Origin of the sequence: Cellulosimicrobium sp. 22598 (assembly GCF_052044445.1) — a bacterium.
GTDB lineage: Bacteria > Actinomycetota > Actinomycetes > Actinomycetales > Cellulomonadaceae > Cellulosimicrobium > Cellulosimicrobium cellulans_G.
Genome location: NZ_JBQEMZ010000008.1, coordinates 182,028 through 206,091 on the forward strand (window position 1 = coordinate 182,028; position 24,064 = coordinate 206,091).

General features: G+C 71.5%; 19 protein-coding genes. 18 read left to right on the plus strand and 1 reads right to left on the minus strand.

All coding sequences use genetic code 11. The annotated features are described in order from the left end of the window. The first annotated feature begins 57 nt into the window (after window positions 1–57). The 4 genes from atpD (at window position 58) to nucS (ending at window position 3,129) form a co-directional block, all read left to right on the plus strand. Entirely contained in the window at window positions 58–1,539 is a 1,482-nt protein-coding gene (gene atpD, locus ACTJIY_RS10915; protein ID WP_253053367.1) for a F0F1 ATP synthase subunit beta, read from the plus strand. A gap of 133 nt (window positions 1,540–1,672) precedes the next feature. Beyond that, a complete protein-coding gene (locus ACTJIY_RS10920) occupies window positions 1,673–1,939 on the plus strand; it encodes a F0F1 ATP synthase subunit epsilon (RefSeq protein WP_047232903.1) in 267 nt (88 codons plus the stop codon). 13 nt (window positions 1,940–1,952) lie between these two features. Continuing rightward, entirely contained in the window at window positions 1,953–2,369 is a 417-nt protein-coding gene (locus ACTJIY_RS10925; protein ID WP_253053369.1) for a DUF2550 domain-containing protein, read from the plus strand. A gap of 64 nt (window positions 2,370–2,433) precedes the next feature. After that, window positions 2,434–3,129, plus strand: coding sequence for an endonuclease NucS (gene nucS / locus ACTJIY_RS10930; RefSeq protein ID WP_253053371.1), 696 nt, complete (start codon window positions 2,434–2,436; stop codon window positions 3,127–3,129). A gap of 99 nt (window positions 3,130–3,228) precedes the next feature. Here nucS and ACTJIY_RS10935 read toward each other — a convergent pair whose 3' ends face one another. Beyond that, window positions 3,229–6,609, minus strand: coding sequence for an MGH1-like glycoside hydrolase domain-containing protein (locus ACTJIY_RS10935; protein WP_440674294.1), 3,381 nt, complete (start codon window positions 6,607–6,609; stop codon window positions 3,229–3,231). A gap of 185 nt (window positions 6,610–6,794) precedes the next feature. On the opposite strand from ACTJIY_RS10935, the gene ACTJIY_RS10940 reads away from it, so the two are divergent. The 14 genes from ACTJIY_RS10940 to nrdF all read left to right on the plus strand — a co-directional run bounded on the left by ACTJIY_RS10940 (window position 6,795) and on the right by nrdF (window position 23,994). Further along, a complete protein-coding gene (locus ACTJIY_RS10940; protein ID WP_440674295.1) occupies window positions 6,795–7,526 on the plus strand; it encodes a TetR family transcriptional regulator in 732 nt (243 codons plus the stop codon). Further along, window positions 7,523–8,572 carry a YndJ family protein gene (locus ACTJIY_RS10945; protein WP_353708750.1) on the plus strand — a complete coding sequence of 350 codons (1,050 nt, stop codon included), beginning with the start codon at window positions 7,523–7,525 and terminating at the stop codon, window positions 8,570–8,572. The genes ACTJIY_RS10940 and ACTJIY_RS10945 overlap by 4 nt, the downstream gene beginning before the upstream one ends. Then, complete coding sequence (locus tag ACTJIY_RS10950) at window positions 8,569–9,090, plus strand: DUF1990 family protein (protein WP_353708751.1); 522 nt, start codon at window positions 8,569–8,571, stop codon at window positions 9,088–9,090. Before ACTJIY_RS10945 ends, ACTJIY_RS10950 begins: the two co-directional genes overlap by 4 nt. Before the next feature lie 80 nt (window positions 9,091–9,170). Continuing rightward, complete coding sequence (locus ACTJIY_RS10955; RefSeq protein WP_253053379.1) at window positions 9,171–10,448, plus strand: N-acetylglucosamine-6-phosphate deacetylase; 1,278 nt, start codon at window positions 9,171–9,173, stop codon at window positions 10,446–10,448. A 298-nt stretch (window positions 10,449–10,746) separates the two neighbouring features. Continuing rightward, window positions 10,747–11,802 (plus strand): LacI family DNA-binding transcriptional regulator, encoded by a 1,056-nt coding sequence (locus ACTJIY_RS10960; RefSeq protein WP_440674296.1) that lies wholly within the window; start codon window positions 10,747–10,749, stop codon window positions 11,800–11,802. Window positions 11,803–11,874: 72 nt separating this feature from the next. Next, window positions 11,875–13,176 (plus strand): ABC transporter substrate-binding protein, encoded by a 1,302-nt coding sequence (locus ACTJIY_RS10965; RefSeq protein ID WP_439157728.1) that lies wholly within the window; start codon window positions 11,875–11,877, stop codon window positions 13,174–13,176. Between the two features lie 95 nt (window positions 13,177–13,271). Next, window positions 13,272–14,261 (plus strand): carbohydrate ABC transporter permease, encoded by a 990-nt coding sequence (locus tag ACTJIY_RS10970; RefSeq protein ID WP_440674297.1) that lies wholly within the window; start codon window positions 13,272–13,274, stop codon window positions 14,259–14,261. Then, window positions 14,261–15,184 (plus strand): carbohydrate ABC transporter permease, encoded by a 924-nt coding sequence (locus ACTJIY_RS10975; RefSeq protein ID WP_440674298.1) that lies wholly within the window; start codon window positions 14,261–14,263, stop codon window positions 15,182–15,184. The genes ACTJIY_RS10970 and ACTJIY_RS10975 overlap by 1 nt, the downstream gene beginning before the upstream one ends. A 77-nt stretch (window positions 15,185–15,261) precedes the next feature. Then, window positions 15,262–17,559 (plus strand): alpha-xylosidase, encoded by a 2,298-nt coding sequence (gene yicI, locus ACTJIY_RS10980; protein WP_440674299.1) that lies wholly within the window; start codon window positions 15,262–15,264, stop codon window positions 17,557–17,559. 158 nt (window positions 17,560–17,717) lie between these two features. Further along, on the plus strand, window positions 17,718–19,208 hold the full coding sequence (locus ACTJIY_RS10985) for a GH1 family beta-glucosidase (RefSeq protein ID WP_440674300.1): 1,491 nt from the start codon (window positions 17,718–17,720) through the stop codon (window positions 19,206–19,208). A gap of 752 nt (window positions 19,209–19,960) precedes the next feature. Further along, window positions 19,961–20,206: a glutaredoxin-like protein NrdH gene (gene nrdH, locus ACTJIY_RS10990; RefSeq protein ID WP_047232913.1), complete on the plus strand. Its 246-nt coding sequence runs from the start codon at window positions 19,961–19,963 to the stop codon at window positions 20,204–20,206. An 81-nt stretch (window positions 20,207–20,287) separates the two neighbouring features. Then, the gene (gene nrdI, locus ACTJIY_RS10995; protein WP_205205938.1) at window positions 20,288–20,719 is read left to right on the plus strand and encodes a class Ib ribonucleoside-diphosphate reductase assembly flavoprotein NrdI; all 432 of its coding nucleotides are present in this window, start codon (window positions 20,288–20,290) and stop codon (window positions 20,717–20,719) included. After that, window positions 20,716–22,875, plus strand: a complete 2,160-nt coding sequence (nrdE, locus tag ACTJIY_RS11000; protein WP_440674301.1) for a class 1b ribonucleoside-diphosphate reductase subunit alpha — start codon at window positions 20,716–20,718, stop codon at window positions 22,873–22,875. Before nrdI ends, nrdE begins: the two co-directional genes overlap by 4 nt. A gap of 138 nt (window positions 22,876–23,013) precedes the next feature. Continuing rightward, window positions 23,014–23,994, plus strand: coding sequence for a class 1b ribonucleoside-diphosphate reductase subunit beta (gene nrdF, locus ACTJIY_RS11005; protein ID WP_253053393.1), 981 nt, complete (start codon window positions 23,014–23,016; stop codon window positions 23,992–23,994). Window positions 23,995–24,064: the final 70 nt, after the last annotated feature.

Here is a 24,064-nt window from a genome sequence, read left to right on the forward strand (position 1 = left end):
CGACAACCTGACCGACACCGCCGGGGACCACTCCGGCACTGCGAAGCGAGGCCAGCAATGACCGCCACCACCGTGGAAGCACAGGTCGAGCACTCCAGCGGTCCCGGCGTGGGCCGAGTCGCTCGTGTGATCGGCCCCGTCGTGGACATCGAGTTCCCGGCGGACGCCATCCCCGACATCTACAACGCGCTGACCGTCGAGATCGACCTCTCGTCGCAGGGCGAGGGCGAGAAGTCCTTCACGCTCACGCTCGAGGTCGCCCAGCACCTGGGCGACTCGCTCATCCGCGCGATCGCCCTCAAGCCGACCGACGGCCTCGTCCGCGGCGCCCAGGTGACGGACACGGGCGCGCCGATCAGCGTCCCCGTCGGCGACGTCACCAAGGGCAAGGTCTTCAACGTGACGGGCGACGTGCTCAACGCCGCTCCGGGCGAGACGGTCGAGATCACCGAGCGCTGGCCGATCCACCGCAAGCCCCCGGCGTTCGACCAGCTCGAGTCGAAGACCACGATGTTCGAGACGGGCATCAAGGTCATCGACCTGCTGACCCCCTACGTCCAGGGTGGGAAGATCGGCCTCTTCGGCGGTGCGGGCGTCGGCAAGACGGTCCTCATCCAGGAGATGATCCAGCGCGTCGCCCAGGACCACGGCGGTGTCTCGGTGTTCGCCGGCGTCGGCGAGCGCACGCGTGAGGGCAACGACCTCATCCACGAGATGGAGGACGCGGGCGTCTTCGACAAGACCGCCCTCGTCTTCGGCCAGATGGACGAGCCGCCGGGCACGCGTCTTCGCGTCGCGCTCTCCGCGCTGACGATGGCGGAGTACTTCCGCGACGTGAAGAAGCAGGACGTGCTGCTGTTCATCGACAACATCTTCCGCTTCACGCAGGCAGGCTCCGAGGTGTCGACGCTGCTCGGGCGCATGCCCTCCGCGGTGGGCTACCAGCCGAACCTCGCGGACGAGATGGGTCTGCTCCAGGAGCGCATCACCTCGACGCGTGGTCACTCGATCACGTCGCTCCAGGCGATCTACGTCCCGGCGGACGACTACACCGACCCGGCGCCGGCGACGACGTTCGCGCACCTCGACGCGACGACCGAGCTCTCGCGTGAGATCGCCTCGCGTGGTCTGTACCCGGCGGTGGACCCGCTCGCGTCGACGAGCCGCATCCTCGACCCGCGCTACGTGGGCCAGGAGCACTACGACGTCGCGACGCGCGTGAAGTCGATCCTGCAGCGCAACAAGGAGCTCCAGGACATCATCGCGATCCTCGGCGTGGACGAGCTCTCGGAGGAGGACAAGACGGTCGTCGCGCGTGCGCGCCGCATCCAGCAGTTCCTCTCCCAGAACACCTACATGGCGGAGAAGTTCACCGGCGTCGCGGGCTCGACCGTGCCGCTGAGCGAGACCATCGAGGCGTTCAAGAAGATCGCGGACGGCGAGTTCGACCACATCGCCGAGCAGGCCTTCTACAACATCGGTGGCCTCGAGGACCTCGAGCGCAACTGGGCGCGCATCCAGCAGGAGTACGGCGCCTGATCCGACGCACGCGCGGGGCCGGGCCGGTCGGTCCGGCCCCGCGGGCGTCGCACCCGGACCCGGACCGCGGCACGCGGGCCGGGCGTCGTCCCGGACACCACACCGGGCATGAACCGCCCATGAAGGAGTTCCCGTGGCACAGCTGAACGTCGACCTCGTGGCGGCGGACCGCAAGATCTGGTCGGGCCGCGCACAGCGGGTCACGGCCCCCGCGGCGGACGGTGAGATCGGCATCCTCGCGGACCACTCGCCGCTGCTCTCCGTGCTGCGCGAGGGGTCGGTGCGCATCGTGGCCGAGGGCGAGACCCTCGACGTGCGCGTCTCCGGAGGGTTCCTCTCCGTCGACTCGAACCAGGTCACGATCGTCGCGGACTCGGTCGAGTCCGTACCGGCCCGCTGACCTTCGCACGACCATGACGCCCCTGGCCTGGCTCGCGATCGGACTGCTCGTCCTCGTCCTTCTCGCGATCGGGCTGGGGGCGTGGCGTCTGCGCGCCCTGTCCCACCGCGTCGGCTCGTTCGAGTGCGGGGCGCGGCGCGCGGGTGCGGCCGGTGCGCCCTGGGTCGCGGGCATCGCGCACTACGGCGTCGGCCGCATCGACTGGTGGCGGCTGTGGTCGGTGTCGATCCGCCCCGCCCGGACGTGGTCCCGCTACGACCTCGTCATCGCGGGCCGCGAGCCGTTCGCCGGCGACGGGCCCGACACCTACCTCGTCCGGTGCCGGTACCACGGTCAGGACTTCGAGCTCACGATGTCGCGCGCCGCGTACGAGGGGCTGGCCTCCTGGCTGGAGGCCGCGCCGCCCGGCCGCCGCGACGTCGTCGTCTGAGGCGTCGCCCGTGGGCTGACGCCGCGACCCGGACCGCCCACCACCGACCCGGAGGACCTGCCTCATGCGTCTCGTCGTCGCCCGCTGCTCCGCCCGCTACACCGGCCGTCTCTCGGCGCACCTGCCGCTCGCGACACGCGTGCTCATCGTCAAGGCCGACGGGAGCGTGCTGCTGCACTCCGACGGCGGGTCGTACAAGCCGCTCAACTGGATGAGCCCGCCGTGCTCGCTCGCGGTGCGCGAGCCGTCCGAGGAGGCGCGCGAGCGCGGCGTGACCGAGGTCTGGGCCGTGCAGCACGCGAAGAGCGACGACCGCCTCGAGATCGAGCTCCACGAGGTCCAGCACGACAGCTCTCACGAGCTCGGCATCGACCCGGGGCTGGTCAAGGACGGCGTCGAGGCGCACCTGCAGGAGATGCTCGCCGCGCAGATCGAGCTGCTCGGGTCGGGCCACACGCTCGTCCGCCGGGAGTACCCGACCGCGATCGGCCCGGTGGACATCCTCGCCAAGGACGCGACCGGGGCGACCGTCGCGGTCGAGATCAAGCGCCGGGGCGACATCGACGGCGTCGAGCAGCTCACGCGCTACCTCGAGCTCCTCAACCGCGACCCGCTGCTCGCGCCCGTGCGCGGCGTGTTCGCCGCGCAGGAGATCAAGCCCCAGGCGCGCGTGCTCGCGACGGACCGGGGGATCGGCTGCCTCGTCCTCGACTACGACGCGATGCGCGGCGTCGACGACGTGGACTCCCGCCTCTTCTGACGCGCGACCCGCCGAGCAGGCGGTCGTGGCTCGTCCCGCAGCGAGGACGAGCCACGACCGCCTGGTCGACGAGTCAGGGCCGTGGGATCGGCCCTGCGGTCAGCAGGTGACGGCCGCGAACGGCGCCGTGTGCTCGGTGACCGTCCCTGCGGCGTCGGTCACGCGGACCGTCGCCGTGCCCGCCGCGAGCGACGCGGCGCGCGCCGAGAACGACTGGTAGGCGTTGGCACCCGGCGCGACGCCCGTGACCGTGCGCGTCCCGAACGGCGTGACGAGCTCGACGTCCACCGGGTCGCCCGCCCCGGCGCCGCCCGTGCCGACGTACGCCGCCCGGACCGCGACGTAGGCCGTGCCGGCGAGGCAGCGCGGGACGGCGGTGACGTCGACCTCGGGCGCGGGCGTCGCGGCGGACCGGGAGCGCACCTCGAACGACGCGATGCTCACCGTCCCACGGTCGGCACGGAAGCCGATCGTCGGCAGGAGCCCGGCGAGCACGTCGGGGTCGGACGTGTCGAGCGCGCCGCCGGTCGTCGTGCCGCCGTACCAGGCCCACTCGCCGTCCTCCTCGGCGAACACGTCGACGCGCGCGCCGTTCACCTGGAGCGCGATCCGGTCGCCGGGGCCGTATCCCCGGATGCCGAAGTACGGCGACGACCCGTCCGCGCCCCCGACGTAGTCGAGGCCGGACGCGACGTTCGTGTGGTTGAACCAGGCGAGCGCGTAGGTGCGGTCCGCGGCGGCGAGACCGAGGAACAGCGAGTCCTCCTGCGTCCCCGCGCCGGAGAACGCGCCGATCTCGGCGACCACCACCGACGACGGCGTCGCGCGGGCCGTGCGGTGGCCGTACAGCCCCCAGTAGCGCGCGTCTCCGGTCGCGGCGAGCACCCCGTCCCCGGCCGCGACGGCGGGCAGCGCCTCGCCGGAGGGCTGCAGGGTCGCGTAGTCCGCCGTGGTGTCGGCGTCGAAGTCGTCGTGCAGCACGACGTCGTCGTACCAGTCCGGGTCGAACGCGAGCCGGGTGGTCGTGGTCGCGCGCGTCTCCTCGGGAGCGCTCGACCCGCCCCAGCGCACGACGGCGCCGACCCGCGCCTCGCTGCCGGGGACGGCGTCGGACCCGGGCATGACCTCCCATGACCGGGTCGCGCGGTCCCACGCCCCGAGGTCGACCGGGCCCGCCTCGCCCACGGCGACGGCCGTCCAGCCGGCCGGGAGGTCGGGCGCGACCTCGACGTCGGCGACGGCGTCCGCGCGCGTCGACACGGTCACGTCCACGCGCGAGGCGCGCCCGACGGCGGGCTCCGCGGCCTCGACGCGCGCGGAGACGGCCCGTGACACGGGGCTCCACGACTCGAGCTCGGTCACCCCGACGGACTTCCCGGGCGCGGCGTCGAACGTGACGCGGTAGCTCGTCGTCTCGAGCGGCGGGAACGTGATGCGGTTCAGGCCGTTGCCGACGGGCTGCTCGGGCACGCGCGTCTGGTCGGGGACGACCTGCCAGGCCGCGCCGTCCCAGTACTCGAGCTCGTAGCCGACGGCGGGCTGGACGGCGTCGGCGTCCTGGTATCCGTGGAAGCGGACGTCGCCGATCGTCGTCGGCTCGGCGAACTCGACGCCCACCCAGTCGCGGGCGTTCGGCGAGGAGTAGTTGGACCAGCGCGTGTTCTGCGGCACCTCGTCGTACCAGACCTTGCCGTCGAGGACCCGCCACGCGTCGTCGTACCGCCACGTGTACGACGCGACAGGGCGCGGGTAGGCGTTCCGGAGCGGGTTCGCCGACGTGTTGACGGCGTGGGGGAGACGCTGCGGCTCGCCGCTCGGCACCGGCACCTCGACCGGGTCGGCGCCCTCGGAGAGCGCGTCGGCGTCCGCGCGCAGCGCCTGCTCGCCGTCCACGTAGACGCGCAGGCCGGAGCCCGCCCCGTAGCGCGAGCCGTCGCGGTCGAACAGGACCGTGACGTTCCGCCCGTGGTACGGCACGTTCTCCGCGGCGAACCAGTCCCAGTCGGCCGGCACGAGCGGGTCGAGCACGAGCGAGTCGTCGGACTGCGGCTGGAGGCCGAGGAGGTCCTGGAGCACGAGGTCCACGTAGCTGGAGTGCAGGTAGTCCTCGGAGTGGTTGTTCCCGTCGTAGATCCAGCGGTCCTCGTCGGGGTGGTGCGCCTCGGCGACGTACGGCTCGCCGTCGCGGAACTGCGTGCGCACGTAGGTGTCGAACAGGTCGAGGTAGTCCGCGCGCGTGAGGTCGCCCGCGGCGTCGTCGCGCAGCGCGGTCGCGACGCCGTCGAGCGTGAGCGACGTCGAGAACGGCCACGACGGCCCGTCCCACTTGCAGCAGCCCTGGTCGGCCGAGCGCCAGAAGTCGGGGGAGCGGCGCTCGGTCACCGTCGGGCCGTACGGCGCCGCGAACCCCTGCGGGTCGAGGAGCTGGTCGAGGGCGACGGCCTGCTCGGGCGAGGCGAGGCCGAACTTCCACGGGACGAACCCGACGTCGAGCCGGTCGCGCAGCCGCTCGTGGTCCGGGTTCTCCCAGTCCACGACGTCGTAGTAGAACGCGCGCTCGTCGTCCCAGAGGTAGGTGTCCACGGCCTCGCGCAGCGCGGCGGCGCGGTCGCGGTACTCGGTCGCGGTCGCCTCGTCGCCGTTGAGCGTCGCGACCTCGGCGAGCGCGAGCATGTCGCCGTAGAGGTAGGCGTTGATCGACGGCCGGAACGTGTGGCGACCCGCGTAGTCGCGGTCGGTCGCGTACGACGCGGGCGAGCTCTCCTTGGCGTCGTACTCGGGCGTCTGCCAGTAGAGCCCGAGGTCGGCGTCGAACTGGTTCCCCCAGTCCTCGACGAAGGTCTCCAGCTCGGGCTGGAGCGCGCGCAGGCGGTCGAGGTTCCCGGTGACCTTCGTGCGCTCGACGATCGCGGTCACGGCCCAGAACGAGTACTGGTGCGCCCAGTCGGCGGCCTCGGGGTTCTGCGCGGGCTCGATCTGGCCGGGGCCGGTGAGCCAGTAGTCCTCGTAGTCGTCCAGGTAGCGCTGGTCGCGCAGCCACCGGCCCTCGGCGAGCTGGTGGCCCGCCGCGGCGTTGATGGCCTGGTACGGCGCGGCGTAGCCGCAGCAGTCGAGGAACTCCGTGAGCACCCAGCCCGTGCCGGGCTCGGTGTAGCGCAGGTGCTCCTTGAGCACGCGCCAGCGGTAGTAGTAGACCGCCTCGGCGTCCGCGTCGGGGAGGTCCACGACGGGGACGTTGGCCGCGTACCAGTCGGGGTCGGCGTAGCCGTCGAGCTTCTCGCGGACGTCGACGAACGAGGTCCCCGGCCCGACCTCGGGCCGGTCGAGGGGCGTGGTCGGGTCGTCGGTCGTCGCGCCCGGGGACGTGGGCGGGGCTGACGCGGGGACCGGCGGCGTCGCCGCGACCGCCGGGGCCGCGAGGGCCAGGGCCAGGAGGCCGGAGGCGAGCGCCAGGGCGCCCGTCGAGCGTGGTCGTCGCATGCGTGTCCTTCGTCGTCGAAGAGCGGGTCCCGCGCGCTCCAGGGCACGGGGACGTGACTGCGCTGTCGGCCACAGATTCCCACAAGAGCGAACAGAAAACAACAGCCCCGCCGGTGCTGACCCCTCGTGCCGGCCGGATGTCCCGCGTGGTAGTTTTTGAACATGTTCAAAAATGGCCTCGTCGCATGAGCGCGACGCCGAAGTCCGAGCGGACGCGCGCCCACCTGCGCGACGTCGCGGTCCGGATGCTGCGTGACGTCGGGTACGAGCGCACGACCATGCGCGCCGTCGCCGCCGCGGCGGGCGTGAGCACCGGGAACGCCTACTACCACTTCCCGTCCAAGGACGCGCTCGTCCAGGAGCTCTACCTCGAGGTGCAGCGCGAGCACGCCGAGCGCGCCGCGCCCGTGCTCGCCGCGGGCGGCTCGCTCGCCGAGCGGCTGCGCGGCGTCTGGGGAGCGTCGGTCGACGCGTTCGCCCCCTTCCACGCGTTCGGCGGCGAGTTCGTGTCCGTCGCGATCCGCCCGGGCTCGGACGCGAGCCCCTTCTCCGCGGCCTCCACCGCCTCGCGCGACCTCTCGCGCGACCTGTTCGAGCGGGTCGTCGCCGGGGCGTCGACGCGCGTCCCCGAGCGGCTGCGCGCCCAGCTCCCCGAGCTGCTGTGGTTGGCCCAGCTCGGCATCACCCTGTTCTGGGTCCACGACACCTCGCCGGGGTTCGCGCGCACGCGCCGGCTCGTCGACGGCGGGGCGGCGCTCGTCGGCAGCCTCGTCCGGCTCGCGCGGCTGCCCGTCGCACGCGGGGTGGTCGACGACGTCCTGCGCCTCGTGCGTGCGGTCCACCCGGGAGCGCCCGGGGCGTCCGCTGCGGCCGATGCGGCCCGCGAGCGCGCGGACGGGCCGGAGGCGGGCGCGTGAGCCCCGCCGGCGCAGCCCTCGTCTCGGGCCTGGTGATCCTCGGCATGGTCGTGGTCCTGCCGCTCGGCCTCCGGCTCCTGGGGCCCGACGTCGTCCCGGCGCCGCGCAGCGTGGCGTGGCCGCTCGCGGGAGTCGCCGGGTCGGTGAGCCTCGTGCTGCCGCACGGCACCGCGTCCGTGCTCCTCGCGCTCGTCCTCGCGACGGCGACCGTCGTGCTCGCCGGCGCCGGCGGGCGTCTGGCGGTGCGCACGGCGCGCGACCTGCGCGACGGGCGGGTCGGCGCGGCAGGTCTCGCCTCGCGTGCGGCGACCGCGACCGCGCTGGTCATGCCGGCGGTCGGCGCGAGCGCGCTGGTCGCCGAGCGCGCCGGGTGGGGGCTCCTCGGGTTCTCCGGGACGTATCTCGCGCTCACGGTCCCGCACATGCTCTACGCCGGGTTCGGCGCGGCACTCGTCGCGGGAACGGTCGCACGTCTCGCGGTCACCGACCGGCTCGCGGTCGTCGGCGCGTGGGGCGTGCCGCTCGGGACGGTGCTCGTGCTCGTCGGCTACCTCGTCGGCGACGCGGCCGAGCTCGTCGGCGCGGGGGTGCTCACGCTCGCCCTGTGGGCGACCGCGGTCGCGGCGGTCTGCTCGCTCGCGCGGACCGCCGGTCCGGCCGACCAGGTCGACGGCGTCGGCCCGGACGACGCGCACCGGACCGTCGGTGCGCGCTCCACCGGCTCCGTGAGCGCGGGGAGCGCCGCGGGCGCCCGCGCGCTGCTCGGCGCGGGTGCGGTCGTCGTCGGGCTGTCGATGCTGCTCGCGCTCTGGTGGGCCGCGGGCGAGGCGCTCGGGTTCGCGCACCCGAGCCTCGACGTCATGGCGGCGACGCACGGCGTCGCGAACGCGTTCGGGTTCGTGCTCTGCACCCTCCTCGGGCTGCGGGTCCTCGCGGCCCGGCCGGAGCTCCCGCGCGGGGCGGAGAGCGCGGACGAGGAGCACCGCGACGCAGGGCAGGACACGACACGTGGGCCCGGGCGGGCCCCGGAGGGGAGTGCGGCATGACGTTCACGTACCCGGAGGTCGGCTCGACCCGGACCGGCGACCGGCCCGCGGGGTACCGCTACCTGCACGTGCGCCGTCGGCTCACCGACCGGCCGCGCACGCCCGACGACCTCGCGTGGCTCGGCGAGCAGCTCCTCACGTGGCGCGTGCACGCCGCGGCGCGCGTGCGCCTCGAGACCGCGGCGCCCGTCGCCGAGCCCGGTGCGCGCGTGACGACGCTGCTCGGCGTCGGGCGGCTGCGGCTGCACGAACCGTGCGAGGTCGTGTGGGTCGAGCGGTCCGCGCGCCGTGTCGCGTTCGGGTACGGCACCCTGCCTGGGCACGCGTTCGTGGGGGAGGAGCGCTTCGCCGTCGAGCGCGACGACGCGGGCGACCTGTGGTGGAGCATCGACGTGTTCAGCCGCCCGGTGCTGTGGTGGGTGCGCCCGCTCGCGTTCGCCGTGCCCACGTTCCAGCGGCTCTTCGCCCTGCACCTCGGACGCGGCGCACGGCGGCTGCTCGCCGCGCGCGACCGCTGACGTCTCGCCTCACGACCCGCGCGCGTCCACGGCCGCGCGGGTTTGCACGCCGGGTGTACGAAGTGCGCCAGAATGGGGCCATGACCGACGCCCGCAGCCCTCGTCCCGACCAGCAGACCGGCACCGCACGAGTCCTCGTGGGCCGCGTCGTCACCCCGACGGGGGTGCTCGAGGACGGTGTCGTGGCCCTGGAGGACGGGCGCGTCGCGTGGGTCGGGACCCGCGCGCAGGCCGCCGACGCCGGGTACGCGAACCTGCCCGCGGGCGACGGTGCGACGCTGCTCCCGGGCCTCGTCGACGTGCACGACCACGGCGGCGGCGGGTCGAGCTTCCCCGACGCGACGAGCGTCGACGAGGCGCGCGTCGCCGCGCGCGAGCACCTGCGCCACGGCACGACGAGCCTCGTCGCGTCGCTCGTCACCGCGCCGCGCGACGTGCTGCTCGAGCGCACGGCGAACCTCGCGGACCTCGCCGACGCGGGCGAGATCGTCGGCATCCACCTCGAGGGCCCGTTCCTCTCCGAGGTGCGGTGCGGCGCGCAGAACCCGCACGACATGCTCGAGGGCGACCCGGAGCTCGTGCGGGCGATCGCCGCGGCCGCGCGCGGTTACCTGCGCACCATGACGGTCGCGCCCGAGGTGCCGGGCGTCGTCGGCGCCGGGGGCGTGATCGAGACCCTCGTCGAGGTGGGGGCCCTCCCGTCCATCGGGCACACCGACGCGAGCACCGAGCAGACCGAGGCGGCGATCGCGGCCGGCGTCGCGGCGCTCGCGGCCGCCGGGCGGCCCGGCGCGCGCCTGACCGCGACCCACCTGTTCAACGGCATGCGCCCCCTGCACCACCGTGAGCCCGGCCCCATCGCGGCGTGCCTCGCGGCGGCCGCGCGCGGCGAGCTCGTCGTCGAGCTCGTGGCCGACGGCACGCACCTCGCGCACGGCACGATCCGCAGCGTCGTCGAGCTGGTCGGGTCGCACGTCGGTGCCGACGGCGCCGTCGCGGGGCCGGACGCCGTCGCGCTCGTCACCGACGCGATGGCCGCGGCGGGCATGGCCGACGGCGCGTACGAGCTCGGACCCATGCGCGTGACCGTCGCGCACGGCGTCGCGCGGCTCACCGAGGGCGGGTCCATCGCGGGCGGCACGTACCACCTGCTCGACGTCGTGCGCGAGACGGTCGAGGCCGGGGTGCCGCTCGTCGACGCGGTCCGCGCCGCCTCCTGGACCCCGGCCGGCGTGCTCGGCCTCGACGACCGCGGCGGCCTCGTCGCGGGCCGCCGCGCCGACGTCGTCGTCACGGACGCCGACCTGCGCGTCCGCGAGGTCCTGCGCGCCGCCGCCCCGGTCGACCTCGCACTCTGACCCCCCTGCGCGGCCGTCGCGCGCCCGACTGCACCGCCGAACCCGGGGTCGCTCCTCACCCAGCCCGTCCGGTGAGGAGCGATCCCGGGTTCGGCGCGTCGTCGGCGTGCAGATCGGGTGCGGCGTCGTCGCAGGTCGGGAGTGCGTCCGGAATCGGAGAGCGCGTTCTTGCTCCTCGGGCTTGACTCTCGTCATTTGTTCATCGAATACTCGTAACAGCGAAGCGCTTCGACGATGCGTTTCGACGAAGCGCTTCGACGGCCGAGGCGCGGAACCGGACCACAGGGGAGTGGTGACGATGGCGACGATGCAGGACGTGGCGCGACGCGCGCAGGTCTCGCTGAGCACGGTCTCCTACGCGCTGTCCGGGACCCGTCCCGTCTCCGACGCCACACGGCGCCGCATCGAGGACGCCATGGCCGAGCTCGGCTACCAGCCCAACGCGATGGCCCGCGGGCTCGCGTCGCGCCGCAGCCACGTGCTCGCGCTCATCTACCCCGCGATGGAGAAGGGGCTGGGCGGCACCGTCGCCGAGTTCGTCTCGTCCGCCGCGGAGACGGCGCGCGAGAACGGGTACCACCTCGTCCTCTGGCCCTTCCGCACGACCCAGGCCCCGGAGGTCCGCGACCTCGTGCGCCAGGGGATGGCAGACGGCGTCCTGCTCATGGAGGTCGCGCTCGACGACGCCCGCGTCGACGTGCTCGACGAGGCCGGGGTGCCGTACACGATGATCGGCCGCACGCGCGACGTCACGGACCGGCCGTCCGTGGACATCGACTTCGAGCGCACGACGGACGACGCGGTCCAGCACCTCGTCGACCTCGGGCACCGGCACGTCGCCCTCGTGAACCACTCGCAGGCGACGGCGGACGACGGCTACGCGCCCACGTTCCGGGCCGAGGAGGGCTTCGAGGCGGCGATGCGTCGGCGCGGGCTCGAGCCCGTCTCGCTGCGCGTCGACGAGTCCCCGCGCGCGGGCCGCGACGCGGTCGCGACGCTCCTGGGGCGCGAGCCCCGCCTGACGGCCTTCGTCACCATGAACGAGATCGCGACGTTCGGCGTCGTCGCCGAGCTGCAGCAGCGCGGCGTCGCGATCCCCGCGGACATGTCGATCCTGTCGATCGTCACGTCCCCCGGCGTCGGGGAGATGAGCAACCCGCCGCTGACCACGATGCACGCGCCCGGGGCCGAGCTCGGCCGCCTGGGCGTGCAGAAGCTGCTGTCCCTCGTGGACGGCTCCCGTCCGAGCACGCCGAACGTGCTCATCCCGTGCGTCCTCGAACCCGGCAGCAGCGTCGCCCCCGCGGCCCGCCGGGCGCCGGACGACGACGACCGCGAGCCCCAGGCTCGCTGAACCGACCGGCCGGGCCACGGGCCCGGTCGCCCTCCGGCTCCAGCGCCGGAACTCGATGAGGAGGACACGCACATGCTGCGATCCCGGAAGATCTCGCTCGTCGCTGCCGTGGTAGCGCTCCCACTCGCCCTCGCGGCGTGCGGGGGCTCCGGCGGCAGCGGCGGGTCCGACGACCAGACCCTGACGATCTGGCACTACGAGAACGAGGACTCGGCCATGGGCCAGGCCTGGGCCAAGGCGATCGAGATCTTCGAGGAGGAGAACCCGGACGTCGACGTCGTCGTCGAGAAGCAGACGTTCGAGCAGATCCAGAAGAACGCCAAGATCGTCCTCACCGGCGACGACGTGCCCGACGTCATGGAGTACAACAAGGGCAACGCGACCGCCGGCCAGCTCGCGGCGCAGGGCCTGCTGACCCCGCTCACCGACGCGGCGACCGAGCGCGGCTGGGACGAGAAGCTCAGCGGCTCGCTCCAGACGACCGCGACCTACGACGACCAGGGCCTCATGGGCTCGGGCGAGTGGTACGGCGTCCCGAACTACGGCGAGTTCGTGCAGGTCTACTACAACAAGGACATGTTCGCCCAGTACGGGCTCGAGGTGCCGACGACGCTCGACGAGCTCGAGAGCGTCATGCAGGCCTTCAAGGACCAGGGAGTGACGCCGCTCGCCGAGGCCGGCGCCGAGTACCCGATGGGCCAGCTCTGGTACGAGCTCGTGCTCGCGAACTCCGAGCGTGACTTCGTCGACCAGTACCAGCTCTTCGACGGCGACCCCGACTTCCACGGTCCCGAGATGACGCAGGCCACCGAGAAGCTCGACTCCTGGATCAAGGACGGCTACGTCGCGTCCGACTCCGCCGCGCTGACCGCCGAGGACATGGGCGTGTCGTTCATCAACGGCACGTACCCGATGATGGTCTCCGGCTCGTGGTGGTTCGGCCGCATCGTCGAGGAGATGGACGCCGACTGGGGCCAGTTCAACTTCCCCGGCAACACGCTCCAGGTCGGCTCGTCCGGCAACCTCTGGGTCGTCCCGGCGAACGCGGACTCGCCCGACCTCGCCGAGGAGTTCATCGACATCACGCTGCGCCCCGAGGTGCAGAACATCCTCGCGGAGAAGGGCGGCCTGCCCGTCGCCGGTGACGCGTCGGTCATCACGGACGAGCGCACGCAGCAGCTCACCGAGAACTTCCAGGCGATCCTCGACGACGACGGCCTCGCGTTCTACCCCGACTGGCCCGTGCCCGGCTACTACGACGTGATCGTCAGCGAGCTCCAGTCGCTCATCAACCAGTCGAAGTCGCCGACCGAGGTGCTCGACGGCCTCGAGTCCGCGTACGTGGACGGCAAGGCGGACCTGCTCGACAGCTGAGCGGACGCACGCGCCCGGCCGGCCGGGGCTGATCCCACGATCGCCCCGGCCGGCCCGGCACCCCCACCCGAGGACCTCCCGCGAAAGAGACCGTCATGACCACCCGCACCGACACCGTGCCCGACGCCGGGCCCGGCCCCGCGCGCGAGGCGTCGCGCACGACCGCGGCGCCCCGCCGCCGTCGCCGGCCCGCCTGGCTCCCGTACCTGCCCTACCTCCTGCCCGGCGCGGTGGCGTTCGTCGTCGTGATCGGCTACCCGTTCGTGATGAACGTCTACTACAGCCTGTTCAAGTGGCGCGGCGGCATGGCGCCGATGCGCTGGTACGGGCTGGGGAACTACGCCGACCTCCTGCACGACTCGGCGTTCTGGACCTCGTTCCAGAACTCCATCGCGATGATCCTCGCGATGGTCGTCGTGCCGACCCTCATCGGGCTCGTCCTCGCGGCCGTGCTGTTCGACTACCTCGGCCGGCGCTTCGGCCCGCGCGTCGCGGCGTTCCTGCGCGCGACGTACTACCTGCCGCAGATCTTGCCCGTCGCCGTCGCCGGCGTGCTGTGGAACTGGATCCTCAACGCTCAGACCGGCGCGCTCAACGTGATCCTGCGCGGGATCGGCATCGAGAGCCCGCCCAACTGGCTCGGCGACACGACGACCGCGCTGCCGAGCGTCATGCTCGTCCTGATCTGGGTGCAGATCGGCTACCCCGTCGTCATCTTCATGTCGGCGCTCCAGCGCGTGGACCCCGAGCTGTACGAGGCAGCCGAGCTCGACGGCGCGGGCTGGTGGCGCCGCTTCGGGGCCATCACGATCCCGCAGATCCGTCCCGAGACGTTCGTCGTCACGCTCACGTGCACGGTCGCCGCGCTCAAGGTGTTCGGCCCCATCTACGTGCTCACGCGCGGCGGGCCGGAGAGCTCGACGCTCGTCCCGAGCTACTACTCGTACCTCAACTTCTTCGACAAGTCGAAGGTCGGCTACGGCGCCGCGGTGGCGACCGTGCTGACCCTCGTCATCATCGTCGTCGCCGTCGTGATCCTCGCGCTGCAGAGCCGCGCCGAGCGTCGTGAGCAGGAGGGCCGCTGATGTCCACCGTCACCACCACCCCCGCGGACGCCGTGGCGCCGGGCGCCGACGCGTCCCGCCCCCGCCGCGCCCTGCGCGCCACGCGGCAGGACGAGCGCTACCGCCGCGGGATCGGCCGCTGGTTCGTGCTCGCCGCGGCGATCCTCGTCGCCCTGCTCATGCTGTCGCCGTTCGTCATCATGGTGCTCAACGCGTTCAAGTCGCCGGCCGAGTACTCGCAGGACGGCCCGCTGAGCATCCCGAAGGAGCTCTACCTCGACGGCGTGCAGAACTTCTGGACGCGGACGAACTTCCCGCAGAAGCTCTGGAACTCCGTCTTCATCTCGGCGCTCGTCGCCGTGTTCGGCACGCTCCTGTCGCTGCTCAGCGCGTACGCGATCGGCGTCGGTCGCATCAAGGGCCGCCTCTGGATCGTCACGCTGTTCCTCGTGGCGAACATGCTGCCGCAGGAGGCGCTCATCTACCCGCTGTTCGACATGGCGCAGAAGGTCGGCCTGTCGAACTCGCAGTGGTCGATCATCATCATCTTCACGGTCATCCAGGCGGCGTTCGGCACGTACCTGCTCGCGTCCGTGCTCGGGACGTTCCCGCCCGCGCTGCTCGAGGCGGCCCAGCTCGACGGCGCCGGACGCTGGCGCATCCTGTGGCAGGTCGTCTACCCGATCGTCAAGCCCACGCTCGGCGTCCTCATGATCTTCTTCTTCATCTGGACGTGGAACGAGTTCTTCATCCCGCTGGTCATGCTGACGACCAACGACACCCAGACGATCCCCATCGCGCTCGCGTCGCTCCAGGGCGACCGGATGATGGACGCCCCGACGACCAACGCGGGCGCGCTCGTGTCGCTGATCCCCGCGCTGGTCTTCTTCCTCATCTTCCAGCGCACCCTCACCCGCGGCGTCACGGCGGGCGCCGTGAAGTGACGCTCCCCGTGTGATGCCGAGCCGCCCCGGGGCGGCCCCCGAGACACCTGAACGCACCGACGAAGGAAGCACCACCCATGAAGTTCACCGACGGGTACTGGCAGGTCCGACCCGGCATGCACCCGCTGTACGCGGTCGAGGTCGACGACGTCCGCGCGGACGAGGCGGCCGGCACGCTCACCGTGTACGCACCGACGGCGACGATCCGCGGCCGCGGCGACACTCTCAACCGCCCGATGCTCACGACGACGTACTCCTCGCCCGCACCCGGCGTGATCCGGGTGCGCGTGGAGCACCACCAGGGTGCGGTGCGCCGGGGCCCGGCGTTCGAGGTGACCGGCGAGCCCGGGTTCCGGCCCGAGGTCGAGGTGCACGACGACGTCGCGGTCCTGCGGTCCAAGGACCTCGCGGTGCGCGTGCACCGGGGCGACCGCTGGCGCGTCGACTTCGAGGCGGACGGCGAGGTGCTGACCTCCTCGCTGCCGAAGTCCGTCGGGCACGTCACGGCCGACGACGGCCGCGCCTGGACGCACGAGCAGCTCGCGCTCGAACCCGGCGAGCTCGTCTACGGCCTGGGGGAGCGGTTCGGCCCGTTCGTCAAGAACGGCCAGGTCGTGGACATCTGGAACGAGGACGGCGGGACGTCGAGCGAGCAGGCGTACAAGTCCGTGCCGCTCTACCTCACGACCAAGGGCTACGGGGTGTTCGTCGAGCACCCGGAGAAGGTGTCGTTCGAGGTCGCCTCCGAGGTGAACACGCGCGTCCAGTTCTCGGTCGAGGGGCAGGCGCTGGAGTACCTGGTCATCCAGGGGCCGACGCCCAAGGACGTGCTGCGCCGGTACACCGCGCTCACGGGCCGCCCCGCGCGCGTGCCGGCGTGGTCGTTCGGCCTGTGGCTCACGACGTCGTTCACGACGAGCTACGACGAGCAGACGGTGAACGGGTTCATCGACGGCATGGCCGAGCGCGACCTGCCGCTGTCGGTGTTCCATTTCGACTGCTTCTGGATGCGCGAGTACCAGTGGGTCGACTTCGAGTGGGACCCGCGCACGTTCCCCGACCCCGAGGGCATGCTCCGCCGCCTGCACGACCGCGGGCTCAAGGTGTGCGTGTGGATCAACCCGTACGTCGCGCAGCGCTCGCCCCTCTTCGCGGAGGCCGCGGAACAAGGCTTCCTCGTGAAGCGCGAGGACGGGTCGGTCTGGCAGTGGGACCTGTGGCAGGCGGGCATGGGGCTGGTGGACTTCACCAACCCCGACGCGACCGCGTGGTACGTCGGCAAGCTCGAGGGCCTGCTCGACCAGGGCGTCGACTGCTTCAAGACCGACTTCGGCGAGCGGATCCCCGTCGACGGGATCGCGTGGCACGACGGCTCCGACCCGCGCAAGATGCACAACTACTACGCCCAGCTCTACAACGAGGCGGTCTTCCGGCTGCTCGAGCGCACGCGCGGCGAGGGCGAGGCGGTCCTGTTCGCGCGCTCCGCGACGGCGGGCGGCCAGCAGTTCCCCGTGCACTGGGGCGGCGACTGCGACTCGACCTACGCGTCGATGGCCGAGTCGCTGCGCGGCGGCCTGTCGATGTCGATGTCGGGCTTCGGCTACTGGAGCCACGACATGGGCGGCTTCGAGGGCACGCCGGACCCGGGCGTGTTCAAGCGCTGGACGGCGTTCGGCCTGCTGTCGTCGCACTCGCGCCTGCACGGTTCGGGCTCGGTCCGGGTCCCGTGGGCGTTCGACGACGAGGCCGTCGACGTCACGCGCAAGTTCACGCACCTCAAGCTCTCGCTCATGCCGTACCTCGGGCGGGTGGCCGAGGAGGCGCACACCGACGGCGTGCCGATGATGCGACCCCTCGTGCTCGAGCTCCCGCACGACCGCGCCGGGTACACCGCGGACACGCAGTACCTGCTGGGCGACGCGCTCCTCGTCGCGCCGGTGTTCCGCGCGGACGGCCGCGTGGAGTACTACGTGCCGGAGGGCACGTGGACGCGTCTCGTGCAGCCCGACGACGGCCCCGCCCTGAGCGAGACCGTGACGGGCCCGCGCTGGGTCACCGAGACCCACGGGTTCGACTCGCTCCCGGTGCTCGTGCGCCCGGGCACCGTCCTCCCGGTGGGCGCCCGCACCGACCGGCCGGACTACGACTGGGCCGACGGCGTCACGCTGCACGCGTTCGAGCTGCCCGACGGGTACGACGAGCTCGTGGTCGTCCCGCCGTCGGACGGCGCGCCCGGGGCCACGTTCCGCGTCCGCCGGTCGGGCGCGACGCTCACCGTCTCGTCCGACGACGCCCCTGCGGCCTGGTCCGTCCGGGCCGGCTCCGCGGCGGCCGAGGCGCACGGCGCGACGAGCGTGACGATCGACCTCGGCTGAGGACGTATCCTGGGCGAGCATGCCATGGAAGCGCTCCCATGGCATGCTCGCCCTGCACTTCCCGCGCGTGCCGCGCTCGCACCCACCGAGACGCACGCGCACCCACCGACCACCCGTCGCGGACCGCGTCGTCCGACGACCGACCAGCGAGGACCCTCGTGACCACCGACACCACCGCCCCCGTCGCCGTCGACGCCCAGGCCGCGCCCGCGTCGTCGGGCCGCCGCACGTTCCCCACCGACTTCCTCTGGGGCTCCGCCACCGCCGCCTACCAGATCGAGGGCGCCGCCGCCGAGGGCGGCCGCACGCCGTCCATCTGGGACACCTACTCCCACACCCCGGGCCGCACGCTCAACGGCGACACGGGCGACGTCGCGGACGACCACTACCACCGGTGGCAGGAGGACGTGCAGCACATCGCGGACCTCGGCCTCGGGGCGTACCGGTTCTCCATCTCGTGGTCGCGCGTCCAGCCGGGCGGCACCGGCCCGCTCAACCCCGAGGGCGTCGCGTTCTACTCGCGCCTCGTCGACGCGCTGCTCGAGAAGGGCGTCAAGCCCGTCGTCACGCTCTACCACTGGGACCTCCCGCAGGAGCTGGAGGACGCCGGGGGCTGGGCGAACCGCGACACCGCGTACGCGTTCGCCGAGTACGCCCGCCACATGGCGCGCGAGCTCGGCGACCGGGTCGACACCTGGACGACGCTCAACGAACCGTGGTGCTCCGCCTACCTCGGCTACGGCTCCGGCGTGCACGCGCCCGGCCGCACCGAGCCCGCCGCGGCGCTCGCAGCCGTGCACCACCTCAACCTCGCGCACGGCCTCGCCGTCCAGGCGATCCGCGACGAGCTCGGCGAGGACGCGAAGACGTCCGTCACGCTCAACCTGCACGTCATCCGCCCCGACGACCCGTCGTCGGCCGCGGACCTCGACGCGGTGCGGAAGATCGACGCGCTCGCCAACCGCGCGTTCCTCGCGCCCATGCTCGACGGCGAGTACCCCGCCGACCTCCTCGCCGACACCGCGCACGTGAGCGACTGGTCGTTCGTGCGGGAGGGCGACCTCGAGACGGTGCGCCAGCCGCTGTCGATCCTCGGCGTCAACTACTACTCGACCGTGCGCGTGCGCCACTTCTCCGGCGAGGGCGAGCGGTCCGAGAACGACGGTCACGGCGCGTCGAGCCACAGCCCGTGGATCGGCGTCGACGACGTGGAGTTCGTCCAGCAGCCCGGCCCGTACACCGCCATGGGCTGGAACATCGAGCCCGCCGGCATGACCGAGCTGCTCGTGTCCGTGGCGACGACGTACCCGCACCAGCCGATGATGGTCACCGAGAACGGCGCCGCGTTCGCCGACGAGGTCACGGTCGACGCCGACGGCACCCCCCGCGTGCACGACGACCGCCGCGTCGCCTACCTGCACGACCACGTCGACGCCGTGGGCGCCGCGATCGACGCGGGCGCCGACGTGCGCGGGTACTTCGCGTGGTCCCTGCTCGACAACTTCGAGTGGGGCTACGGCTACGAGCGCCGCTTCGGCATCATCCGCGTCGACTACGACACGCTCGAGCGCACGTGGAAGGACTCCGCGCACTGGTACCGCCGCCTCGCGACGTCGAACGAGCTCCCCGCGGTCGACGAGACCGCCTGACCGCGGTCGACGGCACCGCCCGTCGCTGAAGCAGACAGTCGCTGGACGAGGGCCCGCCCGGTCGCACCGGGCGGGCCCTCGCGCGCCCTGGTGTGCCGAGGTAGAGCCCTGGTGGGGCGAGGTAGAGCCCTGGTGGGGCGAGGTAGAGCCCCGGTGCGCGGAGGTGGAGCCCTGGTCGGCCGAGGGAGCGCGGTGGTCGATGATCGGCGCGAGCGGGGTGACCTTTCTCGCATGCCTCGCACTCGCCGCGCGACACGCCGAAGGAACGCGACACGCCGACGAGTCGGACGTTCGTCGCGCCCGGATTGGGGTGTTTCGTCGGCCGCCGGCGCGGGACCGCGCGACGGCGGAGGTGGCCCCGCAGGGCAGCCTCACCGGACCTCACAGGGTGTGGATCGACGTCGTCCCCACCCTGTGGACGATGCCCCGCGGTCCGCGAGAGGACGCCGTTCGTGGTGCTTCCGAGCGGTGGACGACGGGCTGTGGACGAGGGGCCTCGGAGGCGTGTCAGAGGGTGGTGGGACCATGGACTCATGGCTCCTAGCACACGCGGAGGGGTGAAGTTCGACCACGACATCTAGTGCGGTGGCGCGGTGTCGACCACTAGGTATAGTGGTTGCACACCCAGGGGGCCGGAGGCCTTCTGGCGAATCACACAGACGTAGTTCCACCGGTGTCCTTCGAGGTCAGAGACGTATCTCCCTCCCCGAGGACCGATCCCGGACAGAGCGCGAGAGACGAGGAGTCACCCCATGAGCGTCACGGTCTACAGCAAGCCGGCTTGCGTTCAGTGCGACGCGACGTACCGCGCTCTCGACAAGAAGGGCATCGAGTACTCCGTCGTGGACATCAGCCAGGACGCCGAGGCGCTCGAGCTCGTGCGCGGGCTCGGCTACCTGCAGGCGCCCGTGGTCGTGGCCGGGGACGAGCACTGGTCCGGGTTCCGTCCCGACCAGATCAACGCTCTCGCGCAGAAGGTCTCGCCGGTCGTCGCCTGACCGGCCTCCCCGGGGCGCCGTGAGGTGCCCCGGAACTCGTACGGAAGCAGGCGGAGCAGGGCAGGACGGAGGTGCGTCCCCGTGGGGTCGCTCGTGTACTTCTCCAGCGTCAGCGAGAACACGCACCGGTTCGTCCAGCGGCTCGACCTGCCGGCCCTCGGCATGGACGTGCAGCGCATCCCGCTGCGTCCCACCGAGGGCTTCCTGCGCGTCGAGGAGCCGTACGTGCTCATGGTCCCGACCTACGGGGGCGGCAACGAGGGCGGTGCCGTCCCGCGTCAGGTCGTGAAGTTCCTCAACGACGTGCACAACCGGTCGTTGATCCGCGGCGTCATCGCCGCGGGCAACACCAACTTCGGCGACGCCTACTGCATCGCCGGCGACATCATCTCCGCGAAGTGCCAGGTGCCCTACCTGTACGCCTTCGAACTCCTGGGAACAGCCGAGGACGCCGCGCGCGTCCGCGACGGATTGGGACGATTTTGGCAACGACAGTCACGGATTCCGGCGTGAGCGTGGCAGGCGGTGGCACGGTCACCGAGGTGCCCCTGGCGAGCGCGCAGCTCGACTACCACGCGCTCAACGCGATGCTGAACCTCTACGGCCCGAACGGCGAGATCCAGTTCGACAAGGACCGCGAGGCGGCGCGCGCGTACTTCCTCCAGCACGTCAACCAGAACACGGTCTTCTTCCACGACCTGCAGGAGAAGCTCGACTACCTCGTCGAGAACAAGTACTACGACCCGGCCGTGCTGGCGAAGTACGACCGCGCGTTCGTGAAGTCGCTGTTCGAGTTCGCGTACGCCAAGAAGTTCCGCTTCGAGACGTTCCTCGGCGCCTTCAAGTACTACACGTCGTACACGCTCAAGACGTTCGACGGGAAGCGGTACCTCGAGCGCTTCGAGGACCGCGTCTGCATGGTCGCGCTCGGCCTCGCGGACGGGAACGAGCAGGCCGCGCTCGACATCGTCGAGGAGGTCATCTCGGGCCGCTTCCAGCCCGCCACCCCCACGTTCCTCAACGTCGGCAAGGCGCAGCGCGGCGAGCCCGTGTCCTGCTTCCTGCTGCGCATCGAGGACAACATGGAGTCCATCGCGCGCGGCATCAACTCCGCGCTGCAGCTCTCCAAGCGTGGTGGCGGCGTCGCCCTGCTCCTGTCGAACATCCGCGAGCACGGCGCGCCGATCAAGCACATCGAGAACCAGTCGTCCGGCGTCATCCCCGTGATGAAGCTGCTCGAGGACTCGTTCTCCTACGCGAACCAGCTCGGCGCGCGCCAGGGCGCCGGTGCGGTGTACCTGCACGCGCACCACCCGGACATCCTGCGGTTCCTCGACACCAAGCGCGAGAACGCGGACGAGAAGATCCGCATCAAGACGCTGTCGCTCGGCGTCGTGATCCCGGACATCACGTTCGAGCTGGCCAAGAAGAACGAGGACATGTACCTCTTCTCGCCGTACGACGTCGAGCGCGTCTACGGCAAGCCGTTCGCCGACGTCTCGGTCACCGAGAAGTACGACGAGATGGTGGACGACTCGCGCATCCGCAAGACGAAGATCAAGGCGCGCGACTTCTTCCAGACGATCGCCGAGCTCCAGTTCGAGTCCGGCTACCCGTACATCATGTTCGAGGACACGGTGAACAAGGCGAACCCGATCAAGGGCCGCATCACCCACTCGAACCTGTGCTCGGAGATCCTCCAGGTCTCGACGCCCTCGACGTTCAACGAGGACCTCTCGTACGACCACGTCGGCCGCGACATCTCCTGCAACCTCGGCTCGCTGAACATCGCCAAGACGATGGACTCGCCGGACTTCGCGAAGACGATCGACACCGCGATCCGCGCGCTCACCGCCGTCTCGGACCAGACGAGCATCGAGTCGGTGCCGTCGGTCAAGCGCGCGAACGAGTCGGGCCACGCGATCGGCCTCGGCCAGATGAACCTCCACGGCTACCTCGCGCGCGAGCGGATCCACTACGGGTCCGAGGAGGGCATCGACTTCACGAACATCTACTTCTACACGGTCGCCTACCACGCGATCGCGGCGTCGAACCGCCTCGCGATCGAGCGCGGTCGCGCGTTCGGCGGCTTCGAGGACTCGAAGTACGCGACGGGGGAGTACTTCGACAAGTACACCGACCAGGTCTGGGAGCCCGCGACCGACCGCGTGCGCCAGCTCTTCGCGGACGCCGGCGTGCACATCCCGACGCAGGAGGACTGGACGGCGCTCAAGGCCTCGGTCATGGAGCACGGGATCTACAACCAGAACCTCCAGGCCGTCCCGCCGACCGGCTCGATCTCCTACATCAACAACTCGACGTCCTCGATCCACCCGGTGCCGTCGAAGATCGAGATCCGCAAGGAGGGCAAGATCGGGCGCGTCTACTACCCGGCGCCCTACCTGACGAACGACAACCTCGAGTACTACGAGGACGCGTACGAGATCGGCTACGAGAAGATCATCGACACGTACGCCGCCGCGACGCAGCACGTCGACCAGGGCCTGAGCCTCACGCTGTTCTTCAAGGACACGGTCACGACGCGCGACGTCAACCGCGCGCAGATCTACGCGTGGCGCAAGGGCATCAAGACGCTCTACTACATCCGTCTCCGCCAGATGGCCCTGGAGGGCACGGAGGTCGAGGGTTGCGTCAGCTGCATGCTGTAGTCGCCTGAGGCAGCTATCGGTTGTCTCGAAGCCCGACGTCGTCGGCCACCCTCCCGCGGAGGAGTGGCCGACGGCGCAGGGTCCGGTCCCACGAAGTCGTCCCGGTCGGTCCGGGGTCAGCAGGAGAGAAGAAGGCAGATGTCGCCCACGGGGAAGCTCAAGCTCATCGATCGCGTGAGCGCGATCAACTGGAACCGTCTCGAGGACGAGAAGGACCTCGAGGTGTGGGACCGCCTCGTCGGGAACTTCTGGCTGCCCGAGAAGGTGCCGGTGTCGAACGACATCCAGTCGTGGAACACGCTCACCGCGGAGGAGCAGCAGCTCACGATGCGGGTGTTCACCGGTCTGACGCTGCTCGACACGATCCAGGGCACGGTCGGCGCGGTGTCGCTCATCCCGGACGCGATCACGCCGCACGAGGAGGCGGTGTACACCAACATCGCGTTCATGGAGTCGGTGCACGCCAAGAGCTACTCGTCGATCTTCTCGACGCTGTGCTCGACGCGCGAGATCGACGACGCGTTCCGCTGGTCGGAGGAGAACCCGAACCTCCAGCGCAAGGCCGAGATCGTCATGGAGTACTACAAGGGCGACTCGCCGCTCAAGCGCAAGGTCGCGAGCACGCTGCTCGAGTCGTTCCTCTTCTACTCCGGCTTCTACCTGCCGATGTACTGGTCGTCGCGCGCCAAGCTGACGAACACGGCCGACCTCATCCGCCTCATCATCCGGGACGAGGCCGTGCACGGGTACTACATCGGCTACAAGTTCCAGAAGGGCCTCGAGAAGCTCAGCCCCGAGGAGCGGGACGAGCTCAAGGCGTACACGTTCGAGCTGCTCTTCGAGCTCTACGACAACGAGGTGCAGTACACGGAGGACCTGTACGACGGCGTCGGGCTGACCGAGGACGTCAAGAAGTTCCTGCGGTACAACGCGAACAAGGCGCTCATGAACCTCGGCTACGAGGCGCTCTTCCCCAAGGACGAGACCGACGTCAACCCGGCGATCCTCTCGGCCCTGTCGCCGAACGCGGACGAGAACCACGACTTCTTCTCCGGGTCGGGCTCGTCGTACGTCATCGGCAAGGCCGTGAACACCGAGGACGACGACTGGGACTTCTGAGCCGCTCTCAGGAGCAGCAGGCCGGAGCACGTCGAAGGGGCCCGGGGGGGGGGAGAGGACTGTGGCTGTG

Coding starts and splice junctions, on each gene's coding strand:
- ACTJIY_RS10970 (WP_440674297.1), top strand. CDS start 13,272: ATGACCACCCGCACCGACACCGTGCCCGACGCCGGGCCCGGCCCCGCG.
- nrdH (WP_047232913.1), top strand. CDS start 19,961: ATGAGCGTCACGGTCTACAGCAAGCCGGCTTGCGTTCAGTGCGACGCG.
- ACTJIY_RS10975 (WP_440674298.1), top strand. CDS start 14,261: ATGTCCACCGTCACCACCACCCCCGCGGACGCCGTGGCGCCGGGCGCC.
- ACTJIY_RS10965 (WP_439157728.1), top strand. CDS start 11,875: ATGCTGCGATCCCGGAAGATCTCGCTCGTCGCTGCCGTGGTAGCGCTC.
- ACTJIY_RS10940 (WP_440674295.1), top strand. CDS start 6,795: ATGAGCGCGACGCCGAAGTCCGAGCGGACGCGCGCCCACCTGCGCGAC.
- nucS (WP_253053371.1), top strand. CDS start 2,434: ATGCGTCTCGTCGTCGCCCGCTGCTCCGCCCGCTACACCGGCCGTCTC.
- ACTJIY_RS10960 (WP_440674296.1), top strand. CDS start 10,747: ATGGCGACGATGCAGGACGTGGCGCGACGCGCGCAGGTCTCGCTGAGC.
- nrdF (WP_253053393.1), top strand. CDS start 23,014: ATGTCGCCCACGGGGAAGCTCAAGCTCATCGATCGCGTGAGCGCGATC.
- yicI (WP_440674299.1), top strand. CDS start 15,262: ATGAAGTTCACCGACGGGTACTGGCAGGTCCGACCCGGCATGCACCCG.
- ACTJIY_RS10950 (WP_353708751.1), top strand. CDS start 8,569: ATGACGTTCACGTACCCGGAGGTCGGCTCGACCCGGACCGGCGACCGG.
- ACTJIY_RS10935 (WP_440674294.1), bottom strand. CDS start 6,609: ATGCGACGACCACGCTCGACGGGCGCCCTGGCGCTCGCCTCCGGCCTC.
- ACTJIY_RS10925 (WP_253053369.1), top strand. CDS start 1,953: ATGACGCCCCTGGCCTGGCTCGCGATCGGACTGCTCGTCCTCGTCCTT.
- atpD (WP_253053367.1), top strand. CDS start 58: ATGACCGCCACCACCGTGGAAGCACAGGTCGAGCACTCCAGCGGTCCC.
- ACTJIY_RS10955 (WP_253053379.1), top strand. CDS start 9,171: ATGACCGACGCCCGCAGCCCTCGTCCCGACCAGCAGACCGGCACCGCA.